Here is a 12351-nt window from a genome sequence, read left to right as displayed (position 1 = left end):
CACACTATTGAGTTCTCAAACAACAGACACACCCGGCACCACCCAAACCAACGTTAAGGATCGCTCCGGAGCAACTTTCCAAACTTACCGGCTTTCAAAGAACTTTGCAAATCAGCGTTTCCGCGATCCGCGTCCTTTTCAACCATCCCCACCGCTTTTCAGCGCCCTAAAGAGCAACCAGATTTTGGCTTATTTTCGGGGGTTTTGGCCGCCCGGGTGACCAGCTCTTCGCTGTCTCCCTCGCGGCGACTTAGAAAACAATACACCCACTGGCGGGCCGCTGCAAATCCCCCCTCCCGGGCCATGAAATCCCCGGAATACTGCGGCGGAAGCGGGCATGAAGGCACCCACGCTGCCTCCCGGCGTCGTGATTCATTTCCGTGCGCTGCACCACATGTTTGGACAGCTCCGCCTCCAGGGTTTCGACAGGCTCAACCCCCGGAAACGCAGAAGAGCCGGCAACCGTGAGGTTGCCGGCTCTTCTCAAGCAGCTGGGATCAGCAGGGGCTGATTACCAGGAAGACTTGGTGATGCCCGGGAGTTCGCCCTTGTGGGCCATGTCGCGGAAGCGGACACGGGAGATGCCAAACTTCTGGAAGGTACCGCGGGGACGGCCGTCGATGATGTCGCGGTTACGCAGACGGATCGGGGACGCGTTGCGGGGCAGCTTCTGCAGGCCCAGGCGGGCTGCTTCGCGTGCTTCGTCGGTTGCGTTTTCGTCAACCAGGGTCTTCTTCAGTTCGAGGCGCTTGGCAGCGTAACGCTCAACGATGACCTTGCGCTGCTCGTTGCGAGCAATCTTGGACTTCTTAGCCATGTTTAGCGCTCCTCTCGGAATTCGACGTGCTGGCGGATCTTGGGGTCGTACTTCTTCAGGACCATGCGGTCCGGGTCGTTACGACGGTTCTTGCGGGTTACGTAGGTGTAACCCGTGCCCGCGGTCGACTTGAGCTTGATGATCGGACGTACGTCCTTGTCCTTAGCCACTAGAGCTTCACCCCACGAGCCAGAATGTCGGCGACGACTGCGTCGATGCCGCGAACGTCGATGGTCTTGATGCCACGTGCAGAGACCTGCAGCGTGACGTTACGGCGCAGGGACGGAACCCAGTAGCGCTTCTTCTGGATGTTCGGATCGAACCGGCGCTTGTTGCGGCGGTGCGAGTGCGAAATGCTGTGCCCAAAGCCCGGCTCGGCCCCGGTCACTTGGCAGTGTGCTGCCATGACTTCTCCTCAAGAATTGAAAGTAATGATCCGCATATCTGCTGCTGGACCATGCTGCCAAGTGCGACCCACAGAATGTACGGGCAACGGTTAGTTACGCAACTTGAGCCCCTAACTACCGGCCGCCCTGGAGAAAATACCGGGCAACCGGAGCAATTGCGCACGCTCCGCGCACTTAGCGCCTACCAAGTCTACGAGGTGACGCAATTAAAGACCAATCGGGTGTATAAGCACCGCACAAAGGTCACAGCAATCAGCTCCCCCTCCTCACAGCAAATCGAAAGCTTGGAGGCGGATCTTTGAGGCATGAACACGCAGCTCCTGCCGGCATCACCGGCCGCAAGCAGCTCCGGCCGCCCGGAGCTCCCCTCCGTTAAGAACCCGCCCCGCGGCTGGTTCACCCGCCAGTACCGGCAGCGCATGCTCCGGACGGATCTCCTGACTGTCATTGCCTGGGCATCCGTGGCTGCCGCCGTCGCCCTGTGGCTGGCCGACGGCGGGGCCACCCACATCACCTCGCCCGCCGCGCTGTTTACGGCGGCGGGGATCGTGGCCGGACTCGCAGGCATGGACCTGGTCCTGCTGATGCTGCTCCTGGCCGCACGGATCCCTTTCATCGACCGCACCATCGGGCATGACCGGGCCCTGGAGTTCCACGGCAAGCTGGGCAAGCCCTCGCTTTACCTTCTTCTGGCCCACGGTCTCCTGCTGGTTATCGGCTACGGCATGGCCGAGGGACTGGATCCGGTCAGCGAGGCCATCAACCTCTGGGTCCAGGTGCCCGACATGTGGCTGGCATTCGTTTCCATGGCGCTGTTTATCGCCGTCGTGGTCACGTCACTGGTGGCTGTCCGCAAGCGCTTCCCGTACGAGTTCTGGTACGTGGTGCATCTGCTGACGTACGCAGCCGTGGCCACCTCAATCCCGCACCAGTTCAGCGTGGGCGGCCTCTTTGCGCCGGGCACCTGGCAGCGCTGGTACTGGCTTGCCATCTGCATTTACACCGGCACCGCCCTGGTCTACTTCCGGATCCTGGAGCCGGTGCTGGCCACGGCGCGGCACCAGCTGACCGTAGCCCGTGTGGAGGCTGTTGGGCCGGGCGTGGTGAACATCGTGATGGGCGGACGGAAACTCGACCAGCTCGCGGGAACAGGCGGCAGGTTCTTCGTCTGGCGTTTCCTGGCCCCGGGCATATGGTGGCATCCGCACCCCTTCAGCCTGTCCGCCGAGCCCGTTGTCAGCGGCCCGGACGGCAGGGGGACGCTGCGGGTCACCGTGCGCAACCTCGGCAACGGCTCCGCCCAGCTTCTCCGGCTCCGCAGGGGCACCAGGGTGGCGCTGGAAGGTCCCTACGGCCTGCTCAGCACGGCCGCCAGGACCAGGAACAAAGTAGTGATGATCGGCGCCGGCATCGGGATCACTCCCCTGCGTGCCCTGCTGGAGAGTACGCCGTTCGCCCCGGGCGAGGCGACGGTCCTGCTGCGCGGACACTCAGACGGCGAGCTCTATCTCGGCAGCGAGATCCTGGACATCTGCCGGCAGCGCGGCGTCCGGCTGTTCCACCTCACCGGGCCACGGGCACGGCAGTCCAACAGCTGGCTTCCCGAGGATGCCGTCCGCAGCGGCTACAGCCTCACCTCCTACGTCCCGGACGTGGCCGACGCGGACGTCTATGTCTGCGGCCCCGCCGCCTGGGCGGACAACGTCATCGCGGACGCCGGTTTGGCCGGCGTGCCCGCGGATCAGATCCATCGCGAAAGGTTTGACTGGTGAAAATACGCGGAACCCTCACAGCTGCCCTGGCGTCCGCCGGAATCCTCCTCGCGGGCTGGCAGGCGGGCACCCAGGCTGGCGGCATCAGCACAGTTGCATCAAGTACGACGGCGACAGGCACCACGGGTTCGACGGGCACCGGTTCGTCCGGCCTGGGATCGACCGGCACAGGCACCAGCGGTTCGACCGGTACAGGCACCAGCGGGTCTTCCGGCAACGGGTCCTCCGGCACCTCGGGGTCGACCGGATCCACGAACTCATCAGCGTCCGGCACCTTCACCGGCACCGCGGTCCAGACGCGGTTCGGTGCCGTCCAGGTCCAGATCACGGTGGCGAACGGCAAGATCACAGAGGTCACGCCGCTCCAGCTCACCGATACCGACGGCAAGTCGATCCAGATCAGCAACCGCGCCGCGCCGCTGCTCCGCAGCAAGGTCCTGGCCGCACAGTCGGCCAACGTCCAGACCATCAGCGGTGCCACCATCACCAGCAACGCCTACCTCAGCTCGCTCCAGGCAGCCATCGATGCAGCAAACCTCTGACCCGCAATCGGACGCCGGCCCGCAGGCGCCGGCTGGCGGCAACCCGGTCCTGAAGGCCCGCACGTTCGAGTGCATGGGGACGGTGATCAGCCTGACCCTGGCGGCACAACAACCGTCGGCGGAAGGGCAGCCGGCCTCCGACGAACTCGCTGCCGCCACCGCCGTCGTCGAACATCTCTTCCGGGACCTCGACGAAATCTTCAGCCTCTACCGCCCCGACTCCGAAGCGAGCCTGCTGGCCCGCGGCGAACTGACGCTGCGCGATGCCTCGGAAGAGATGCGTGAAAGATACGCCGAAGCACATGAATGGCGGCTGCGGACCGAAGGCGCGTTCACGCCGGAGCGCCCGGACGGCGTGCTGGACCTGTCGGGGCTGATCAAGGGGCACGCGATCCGGGAGGCGGGAACGTCGCTGCTGGCACTGGGCCGCCGCGACTGGTGCCTCAACGCCGGCGGCGACGTGCTGGTCAGCGGATCCCCCCGCCCGGGCAGCGGCGAGCCGTGGAAGGCCGGGATCGTGGACCCCGCCGACCGGCTCACGCTGATCACGGGATACCCGCTGGGCGGCGGCCCGCACCACCGTGCCCTCGCGACGTCAGGTTCCGCCGAACGCGGCGAGCACATCTGGCGGGTGGGCGGCGGCCCCGGGTTCGTCCAGGTTTCGGTGGCGGCAGCGGACATCGTCACCGCGGACATTCTGGCCACCGCGGTGGTGTCCGGCGGGGAACCAACGCTGAACCTCGCCGCGGACACGTGGGACGTCGCCATCCTGGCGGTCCGGCCCGACGGATCCATGCTGGCAACCCCCGGCTTCCAGCCCGGCTGACCGGGCTCCTACTGAACGTGCGTGAGCTGCGGGTACCTGGGCCGCAGGTTGTCCCCCGAGGACTTGCCGGTGACGCGGCGCACCACCCAGGGCGCCGCGTATTCGCGGAACCACTGGGCGTTGGCGCGGAGGGCCTCGGCGCGGCTGAGTTCCGGGACGGGGGTCATGGGCGGGATGTCGATGGAGTGGTCATACTTGAGCACCTCAAGCACCCGCCTGGCCATGTTCGCGTGGCCCGCGGCGGACATGTGCATCCGGTCGTGCGCCCACATGCCCCAGTCGTAGTACTCGCTGAAACGCCAGTAATCCACCAGCAGCGCGCCGTGGTCGCCGGCAATTCCCCGGACCAGCTCGTTGTAAATCGCCGTCCGGCCGCGCATGGTGCCGAAGACCTTGGAGCCCCTGGCGTCGAAGCCGGTGAACAGCACCACCGTGGCGCCGGTGGCGGCCAGCTTGCCGACGGCCTCGTTGTACTCCACCAGCAGGTCGTCGATGTCCACCTTGGGACGCAGGATGTCATTGGCACCGGCGTAGATGGTCACCAGGGTTGGATTAAGTTCGACGGCGGCATCCACCTGCTCAGCGAGGATCTGCCGGAGCTTCCGGCCCCGGATGGCGAGGTTGGCGTAGCCGAAGGCGGGGTCGGCGGCGCCCAGCTGCTCCGCGACGCGGTCCGCCCAGCCGCGCACACCGTTGGGACGCGCCGGGTCGTCGTCGCCGACGCCTTCAGTGAATGAGTCGCCAAGGGCCACGAACCGGGAAGTGAAATCCATGCGGTTAGTTTGCCATCCGTTGCCGGGAGCAACCAATCTGGTGGTCAGCCCTGGGTTTCCCGGAGGATCCAGTGGTCAGTGTCCAGCCGGCCCACCACTTTTTCGCCGATCCGGGCCAGGTCCAGCACGTCCTGTTCCGTCAGGGCGTCAAGGAAAAGGTTCCGGACGTCCTCGACGTGTCCGGGGGCCAGGCCGACGATGGTTGCCATCCCTTCCTCGGTGAGGTGCGCGGTGGTTACCCTGGCATCGGACGGATGCGGGCGGCGCTCCACCCAGCCGCGCTTCTGGAGTTTAGTGACCACGTGGGAAAGCCGCGACAGCGACGCGCTGCTGCGGGCGGCCAGTTCACTCATGGGCAGGAACCTGCCCTCGGCTTCGGACAGCATGGCCAGGACCGTGTAGTCGAAGAGGGACAATTTGCCGGCGGCGTGCAGCTTGGTGTCCAGGGCCGCGGGCAGCAGGGTGTTGATGCTGACCAGGGCCAGCCAGGCCCGGCGTTCGTCAGCGTTAAGCCAGCGGGGTTCCGTCATGGCCCTTATTCTACGATTGATCCTTCAAGCAGCTGCTTCAGGCGGCTCCCGCGCCGGCCGGTAGGCTGGCTGCATGTATGTTGTCTCCCTTACCTACCGGGTGCCCCAGGACATCGTCGATTTCCATAACGGCGCCCACATGGCGTGGCTGCAGAAGGCGTTCGACGACGGCGTGTTCATCGCGGCGGGCCGCAAGATTCCCCGCACCGGAGGGTTGCTGCTCTCCCAGGCTGACCGCGCCACCCTGGATGCGTGCATCGCCCTGGACCCGTTCTACAGCAACGGGGTTGCCGATTTCGAGGTCGTGGAGTTCCACGCCGGCCGGGTGGCACCGGGGTTCGAAAACCTGCTGGACACCCCGCCCGCCCAAGGCAGCTAAGGCGCGCGGCCGCCGTCGTACGTTTCAGCGGCCAGTTTCTTCAGCCCGCCTTTCCGCGGAACCTTCACCGGCTGGGGCCAGCGCGGGGTCAGCGCGTCCCCCAAGGTGACCCCGCGCAGCTTGCGGCCAAACAGCGGCAGGACCCAGTCGTGGACCCAGCGCCGCTGGCGCTGCTCCCACTCGCGCAGGGTGAGCCGGGGCGGCGGCTCCCAGTCCTTGGGCCGGATCTTGTGCGGTACGCCCAGCTGGTTTAGGACCTGCCCGGCCAGGTACTTGTGCCCGGCCTTGGACATGTGGAGCCGGTCCGAATCCCACATCCGCCGGTCGTGGAAGGCGTCCAGGCACCAATAGTCCACCAGCACCGCACCGTATTTCGCGGCGATGGACCGGACCTGCTGGTTGTAGAGCGTGTTGCGTTTCTTCAGCGGTTCCAGCAGCGCCGAGACCTTGACGTCGAAGCCGGTGAACAGGACGAGCGTGGCGCCTGTTCCGGCGAGCCTGGCCACGAGCTTTTCGTAGTCCGCCATGAGCGCGGCCATGTCCGTTTTCAGGTCCAGGATGTCGTTGCCGCCGGCGTACAGCGTGATCAGGGCCGGCTTCATCCCGAGTGCCGGTTCCAGCTGTTCGTCGATGATGTGCCGCAGCCGCTTGCTTCGGATCGCCAGGTTGGCGTACTTCCAGCCCGGCTGCGCCTTGGCCAGCTTCTCCGCCACCCTGTCGGCCCAGCCGCGCACCCCGTTGGGCAGCCGTTCGTCCCGGTCCCCCACGCCTTCGGTAAAGGAATCACCAAGGGCAACAAACACCCGCCGCCCGGAGTCAGGAAGCAGGGATTCAGGTGCCACCGGCCCAAAATAGCGGGGCCGGGAAAAGAAGGGACGACGGCGGGATGAACAGCAGGTGCGCTACCCCTCCGCTTTGCCCTGCCGCCAGTACCCCATGAAGGCAACCTGCTTCCGGTCAATGCCCACGTCCCGGACCAGGTACCGCCGCATGTCCTTGATGGCCCCGGCCTCACCGGCAATCCACGCGTAGAAGGGCAGGGCGCCGGCGGGCGTTCCCGGGTTCCTGGTGGCCTGGATGTCCGAGGCCTCCATCCGGGCGGGCGTCTCCCACAGGATGGCTTCGTCCACGTTGACGTCCTCGGGCTCGGGGCCCGCGCCGCCGTCGGCCGCCTTGATGCCTACCCAGCCCGGCACCGGGACAGCCTTGCGTACCGCCTCCTGCAGCAGCTGGCCGTGCGGGCGGAAGCGTCCGATCGCGGCGCCGCGGGCGAGCCAGGTGATTTCGACGTCGGCGGGCGAGGCCAGTTCCTGGAAGTCGCCTGCTTCGGGGACTTCCAGGAAGGCGTGCCCGCTCATGTACGGCGGCAGGCTTTCGAGGATGGCGGAGATGGCCGGGACCGCGGTTTCGTCGCCGGCGAGCAGGATGCGCTGCGCAAGGCCCGGCCGCCATTCGATGCCCGAATAGGTCTCTGCGGTGACGCAGTGCGCGGCCCGGTTGTTCGGTCCGATGATGGTGATGGCATCGCCCGGTTTGGCGTTCAGCGCCCAGTTGGCGGCGGGGCCGCCGTTTCCGCGGTCGTCAAAGTGCATGACGAAGTCGACGTCGATCTCCGGATACACGGCATCCAGCCGCGCCTGCCGGACGGTATACGTGCGCATGGAACCGCGGACGGCCGGGTCCATGGCGAGCCATTCCCGGTACCAGCCGGAGGAGGCCATGTCGAAGACCGGCAGCGGCAGCGCTGAGCCGTCTTCGGCCAGGGACGGGATCATCAGTTTGACGCGCAGGTCCAGGGTGTCGCCGTGCACGCCAAAATCCCGCAGCGAGTAGCCGCCGAAGGTGATCCGGCGGAAGGTGGGGCTCAACTCACGGACGGAGGTCACGGTGACGTCGAACGCCAGGGTCATCGGTTCAGTCATGGCTGTGGTTTCGCGGGTCCTCATGAGACAAGCTCCAGTTCGTGGGCGGGGACGTGGTGGCGGCCGATGGGGATGATCAGGGGCGTTCCGGACACCGGGTCCGGGATGACACGGGAGTCGAGGTTGAAGACCTGCCGGACGAGGTCTTCGGTAACCACGTCGCGCGGGTCGCCCACCGCTGCGACGGCGCCGTCCTTCATGGCGATAACGTGGTCCGCGTACCGTGCGGCGAGGTTGAGGTCGTGCAGCACGATGGCCACGGTGGTGCCGCGTTGACGGTTCAGGTCGGTCACCAGGTCCAGGACCTCCACCTGGTGCGCGAGGTCGAGGTACGTGGTGGGTTCGTCGAGCAGCAGGACGTCGGTCTCCTGCGCCAGCGCCATCGCGATCCAGGCGCGCTGCCGCTGGCCGCCTGACAGTTCGTCCACGTCGCGCCCGGCCAGGTCCAGCGTTTCGGTCGCCTCCAGCGCGCGCTGCACCGCGGCGTCGTCCTTGCTGCTCCAGCTGCGGAAGAAGCCCTGGTGCGGGTAGCGGCCCCGGCCCACCAGGTCCCGGACGGTAATGCCCTCCGGTGCCGTGGGGTGCTGCGGCAGCAGGCCGAGGGTCCGGGCCAGTTCGCGCGCCGGGCGGGAGTGGATGTCCTTCCCGTCGAGGGCCACGATGCCGGCGGCCGGCCTGAGGAGCCGGGACAGGCCGCGGAGCAGGGTGGATTTGCCGCAGGCATTCGCGCCCACGATCATCGTCACCTTGCCCTCGGGGATCTCGGCGCTGAGGCCTTCCACCACGCAGCGCTGGTCGTATTTCAGCGTCAGGTCCTTGGCGGTCAAAACTGCCACGTCAGGCATCCTTTCGGTTGGCCGTGACCAGCAGCCACAGCAGGAACGGGGCGCCGAGCGCGCCCGTGACGACGCCCACCGGCAGGACAGTGCCGTCCAGCAGCAGGGGGGCAACGTTCGCGGCGAAGTAGTCCGCCGTGAGGACAATCAGGGCGCCCACCAGGGCCGACGCCGGGAGGCTGGCCCTGCCGGTGAAGCGGCGGGCGATGGGGCCGGCGAGGAAGGCGACGAACGAGACCGGCCCGGCCGCCGCCGTCGCCACCGCCGCGAGCCCCACCGCGACGACCACCAGCGCCAGCCGTGTGGCACGTACGCGGACTCCCAGGCCGGCGGCGGCGTCATCGCCAAGTTCCAGGATGCGCAGCGGACCCGCGACGAAGGCCGCCGCCGGGACCAGGACCGCGAGCGCGCACAGAAGGACTCCGGCACGGTCCCAGGTGGCCGAATTCAAGGAACCGTTCAGCCAGACCAGGGCGTCCGCTGCCGTCCGGATATCGGCGCGGGTCATCAGGAAGCTGACCACTGCCTGCAGCGCGGCCGCGATCCCGACGCCGGCCAGGACCAGCCGGTTGCTCGCGGCGTTGCCCCGGGTGGTTCCGCGCAGCGCGCCGCCGGTGGAGATCGCATAAATCAGGGCCGCCACCGCCAGGGCACCGCCCAGGGCGGCCCCCGACACGGCACCCCCGCTGGCACCGAACACCACGATGGCCACCACCGCCGCCGCGCTGGCCCCGTAACTGATGCCGATGACGTCCGGGCTGGCCAGCGGGTTGCGGAGCATGGTCTGGAACAGTCCACCGGCCAGGCCGAACGCAATCCCGACCAGGGTGCCGACAACCGCCCGGGGGAGTTTGTTTTCCATCACGATGAAGCTGGCCCCCGGAATCTTCGCGCCGCCGGTCAGGTGGTTCAGGACGATCGTGAAGAAGTCGGGGATGGTCACCGTGTAGCTGCCCAGCAGCACGGACACGGCAAACATCACCACGGCTCCGGCCGCCAGCACCGCTGTCCGGTTGACCCCGCGAAGTGGCAGATAACCCCAATGTTGAGGCGCCGGACTGCTGCGAAGTGCCATCTCGCGGGGCTTAAGGAGGCTCACAGCCCGGCCCCCTTCCCGCGCCGGACCAGCCACACGAACACGGGGGCGCCGACCAGGGCCGTCATAATGCCGGCCGGGACCTCACCCGGTAGCAGCACCACACGCCCGATGATGTCCGCGCCAAGGAGCAGCACCGGAGCCAGGACCAGGGAGAAGGGCAGGATCCACCGGTAGTCCGGGCCGGTGAGGAAACGGACCGCGTGCGGGACAACCAGGCCAAGGAACCCGATGGGGCCCGCCAGCGCCGTGGCGGAGCCGCACAGCAGCACAATCCCCAGGGCGGTCACGGCGCGTGCGAGGCCCACGCGCTGGCCCAGGCCCCGGGCGACGTCGTCCCCCAGGGCAAGGCTGTTGAGGATCCGCCCCGCCAGGAGGACGATGAGCGCGCCCGCGGCCAGGAACGGCAGCGCCGGCAGGATCACCGACCAGTCCCGCCCCGCGATTCCACCAACCTGCCAGAAACGGAACCTGTCCAGGGTGTCCTGGCTGGAAACCAGGATGACGTTCATCAGCGAGTACAGTCCGGCGCTCAGCGCCGCCCCGGCCAGGGCCAGCTTCACCGGGGTTGCCCCCTCCCTGCCCAGCGAGGCAATGAGATACACCACCACGGCGGCTGCGGCAGCACCGGCGAACGCGAACCAGATGTAGCCGGAGAAAGTCCCCACGCCGAAGACGTAGATGCCCGTCACCACCGCCAGGGCGGCGCCCGCGTTGACGCCGATGATGCCGGGATCGGCCAGCGGGTTGCGGGCCACGCCCTGCATTGCCGCGCCGGCCAGGCCGAGGGCGCCGCCGGCCAGCAGGCCCAGGACGGTGCGCGGGATCCGGGCATGGACCACCGCATGGTCGCCGTTGGCGGGATCGAAGGCCGTCAGGGCCTGCCACACAGTGGCGAGGGGAACGTCCCGGGCGCCCACCGCCAGGGACGTTGCGGCCAGCAGTACCAGTACGACGACGGCGGCCGGCAGCCAGGCGGCATGCTTCCTCCCCGGCGCATCACCGCGGCGGGGGCCACCGGCTGCGCGGGCCGGCACGCGGGTGCCGTTGCCCGTTTCCGGGAGTGTCGTCGTCGTACCCATGAAGCTTCCCCTACTTCACCGCGTCCGCGGCGCTGGCGAGTTGCGGCAGGAAGGTGTCCAGGGACCACGGCAGGCTCAGCGGCGAGGATGCCGAGATGGACAGGGTCAGGGTGTTGTCCGAGTCGGCAACCAGGGCGCCGCTCTTGATCGCGGGGATCTGGCTGAGCAGCGGGTCGGCTTTGATGGCGTCCTTGGTGGAGGCGTCGGGAACCCAGGTGACGAAGATGTCGGACTGCAGTTCGTTCGCCTTCTCGGCGGACCAGGGAATGTAGAACTCCTTGGAGTCCTTGGAGTTGTCCTCCACCACGGGGGCCAGCTTCATGCCGATTTCACTCAGGAAACGCGGCCGGTTGTCGTTGGCGGTGTAGACGTTCACGCCGTCGCCTTTGGCGGGTTCAAGGTTGCCGTAAATGAAGCTCTTGCCCTGGATCTGGGGGAACGTGGCCACCTTGTCCTTGATGGTGGCCTCGGTATCCGTCACCAGCTTCGCGGCCTCGGCGTCCTTGCCGAGGGCCTTGCCGATGATGGTGGTGGAGTCCTGCCAGGAGGTGCCGTAAGCCAGTTCGGGGTGGGCCACCACGGGGGCGATTTCGCTGAGCTTCTTGTAGTCCTCTTCGGTGAGTCCGGAGTAGGCGGCCAGGATGACGTCCGGGCTGAGCTTGGCGATCTCGGTGAAGTTGATGCCGTCGGCCTCCGAGTACTGGACCGGCGCCTTGGCGGAGCCGAAGCCGGCACCGAGTTTCTCGAGCGCGGCATCCTTCCAGGGGGTGGAGCCCTTGTCGTTGCCGCCCCACTCGTTCTTGGGGACACCCACCGGAACCACGCCCAGGGCAATGGCGACGTCGTCATTGACCCAGGAGACGGTGGCTACCCGGGTGGGCTGCTTCTCGATGGTGGTCTTGCCGAAGACGTGCTCGATGGTGACGGGGAACTGCGTGCCGCTGGAGGTGGAGGCGTTGGTGGCGGCCGTGGAGGACGCCGGACCGGTGGAGCAGGCCGAGAGCGTCATGGCCGCGGCAGCGAGGACGGCGGCAGCTTTGCCTGCCGAGGAAAACAGCGTCCGGCGGGTGGAAACGGGGCCGGGGAAGAGGGGCGAAGTCACGGGGCTCCTTAAGTGGCTGATGCAAACTTAAGTAAGGCTAACCTATCCAAATCAGTATTACGCAAGCTTTTTGTCACCTAATAGGCCTACGTGACGAAGTCCACATTCTTGCCGGCCTTGGACAGGGGCGGAGTGAATGCGGCAGGATAACCTTGCCTGCCCGGCGCGGAACCAGCCGGGCAGCTGAACATGGACGGGGATTCCAGGGACAATGCGCACGCTGAAGGCCTCCCGGGCCGCCGCTGCCGTGGAGAGCGGGGTGGCCGC

The 12351-nt window shown here is 67.2% G+C and carries 16 protein-coding genes; 5 read left to right on the top strand and 11 right to left on the bottom strand.

Features of this window, described 5'->3' with window-relative positions; translation table 11 throughout:
- A partial coding sequence (locus ACYSM9_RS19705) for a hypothetical protein (protein ID WP_461858638.1) occupies positions 1 to 220 on the top strand: 220 nt, incomplete at its 5' end.
- A gap of 291 nt (positions 221 to 511) precedes the next feature.
- Here ACYSM9_RS19705 and rpsN read toward each other — a convergent pair.
- The 3 genes from rpsN to rpmB are packed head-to-tail and all read right to left on the bottom strand — an operon-like array spanning position 512 to position 1223.
- Positions 512 to 817 carry a 30S ribosomal protein S14 gene (gene rpsN, locus ACYSM9_RS19700; protein WP_009358853.1) on the bottom strand — a complete coding sequence of 102 codons (306 nt, stop codon included), beginning with the start codon at positions 815 to 817 and terminating at the stop codon, positions 512 to 514.
- Between the two features lie 2 nt (positions 818 to 819).
- Positions 820 to 987: a 50S ribosomal protein L33 gene (gene rpmG / locus ACYSM9_RS19695; protein ID WP_013602737.1), complete on the bottom strand. Its 168-nt coding sequence runs from the start codon at positions 985 to 987 to the stop codon at positions 820 to 822.
- Entirely contained in the window at positions 987 to 1223 is a 237-nt protein-coding gene (gene rpmB, locus ACYSM9_RS19690; protein WP_018763944.1) for a 50S ribosomal protein L28, read from the bottom strand. Before rpmB ends, rpmG begins: the two co-directional genes overlap by 1 nt.
- 306 nt (positions 1224 to 1529) lie before the next feature.
- Between rpmB and ACYSM9_RS19685 the strand changes: the two genes are divergently transcribed.
- The 3 genes from ACYSM9_RS19685 (at position 1530) to ACYSM9_RS19675 (ending at position 4364) form a co-directional block, all read left to right on the top strand.
- Complete coding sequence (locus ACYSM9_RS19685) at positions 1530 to 2996, top strand: ferredoxin reductase family protein (RefSeq protein ID WP_461858637.1); 1467 nt, start codon at positions 1530 to 1532, stop codon at positions 2994 to 2996.
- Positions 2993 to 3538, top strand: a complete 546-nt coding sequence (locus ACYSM9_RS19680) for an FMN-binding protein (protein ID WP_461858636.1) — start codon at positions 2993 to 2995, stop codon at positions 3536 to 3538. Before ACYSM9_RS19685 ends, ACYSM9_RS19680 begins: the two co-directional genes overlap by 4 nt.
- Positions 3539 to 3611: 73 nt before the next feature.
- Positions 3612 to 4364 (top strand): FAD:protein FMN transferase, encoded by a 753-nt coding sequence (locus ACYSM9_RS19675; protein ID WP_461858640.1) that lies wholly within the window; start codon positions 3612 to 3614, stop codon positions 4362 to 4364.
- Positions 4365 to 4372: 8 nt separating this feature from the next.
- Here the strand turns inward: ACYSM9_RS19675 and ACYSM9_RS19670 are convergent, their stop codons facing one another.
- Both ACYSM9_RS19670 and ACYSM9_RS19665 read right to left on the bottom strand, forming a co-directional pair.
- On the bottom strand, positions 4373 to 5137 hold the full coding sequence (locus ACYSM9_RS19670) for an SGNH/GDSL hydrolase family protein (RefSeq protein WP_461858635.1): 765 nt from the start codon (positions 5135 to 5137) through the stop codon (positions 4373 to 4375).
- Between the two features lie 44 nt (positions 5138 to 5181).
- Positions 5182 to 5667 (bottom strand): MarR family winged helix-turn-helix transcriptional regulator, encoded by a 486-nt coding sequence (locus tag ACYSM9_RS19665; protein ID WP_461858634.1) that lies wholly within the window; start codon positions 5665 to 5667, stop codon positions 5182 to 5184.
- A 73-nt stretch (positions 5668 to 5740) separates the two neighbouring features.
- On the opposite strand from ACYSM9_RS19665, the gene ACYSM9_RS19660 reads away from it, so the two are divergent.
- On the top strand, positions 5741 to 6046 hold the full coding sequence (locus ACYSM9_RS19660; RefSeq protein WP_461858633.1) for a YciI family protein: 306 nt from the start codon (positions 5741 to 5743) through the stop codon (positions 6044 to 6046).
- Here ACYSM9_RS19660 and ACYSM9_RS19655 read toward each other — a convergent pair.
- From ACYSM9_RS19655 to ACYSM9_RS19630, 6 genes are read right to left on the bottom strand one after another with little or no spacing between them, the layout of a single operon-like run.
- The gene (locus tag ACYSM9_RS19655) at positions 6043 to 6888 is read right to left on the bottom strand and encodes an SGNH/GDSL hydrolase family protein (RefSeq protein WP_461858632.1); all 846 of its coding nucleotides are present in this window, start codon (positions 6886 to 6888) and stop codon (positions 6043 to 6045) included. The two genes, ACYSM9_RS19660 and ACYSM9_RS19655, sit on opposite strands and share 4 nt — an antisense overlap.
- Positions 6889 to 6948: 60 nt before the next feature.
- The gene (locus ACYSM9_RS19650; RefSeq protein WP_461858631.1) at positions 6949 to 7992 is read right to left on the bottom strand and encodes a siderophore-interacting protein; all 1044 of its coding nucleotides are present in this window, start codon (positions 7990 to 7992) and stop codon (positions 6949 to 6951) included.
- The gene (locus tag ACYSM9_RS19645; protein ID WP_461858630.1) at positions 7989 to 8804 is read right to left on the bottom strand and encodes an ABC transporter ATP-binding protein; all 816 of its coding nucleotides are present in this window, start codon (positions 8802 to 8804) and stop codon (positions 7989 to 7991) included. Before ACYSM9_RS19645 ends, ACYSM9_RS19650 begins: the two co-directional genes overlap by 4 nt.
- A 1-nt stretch (position 8805) precedes the next feature.
- Positions 8806 to 9879, bottom strand: coding sequence for a FecCD family ABC transporter permease (locus tag ACYSM9_RS19640; protein WP_461858639.1), 1074 nt, complete (start codon positions 9877 to 9879; stop codon positions 8806 to 8808).
- Positions 9880 to 9899: 20 nt separating this feature from the next.
- Positions 9900 to 10982, bottom strand: a complete 1083-nt coding sequence (locus tag ACYSM9_RS19635) for a FecCD family ABC transporter permease (protein WP_461858629.1) — start codon at positions 10980 to 10982, stop codon at positions 9900 to 9902.
- Between the two features lie 10 nt (positions 10983 to 10992).
- Positions 10993 to 12084 (bottom strand): iron-siderophore ABC transporter substrate-binding protein, encoded by a 1092-nt coding sequence (locus ACYSM9_RS19630; RefSeq protein ID WP_461858628.1) that lies wholly within the window; start codon positions 12082 to 12084, stop codon positions 10993 to 10995.
- Between the last annotated feature and the right edge of the window lie 267 nt (positions 12085 to 12351).

It is taken from the genome of Arthrobacter sp. C152 (assembly GCF_054890965.1).
Note: the sequence above shows the minus strand (reverse complement) of the source record. Positions and strands in the feature narration are given on the sequence as shown.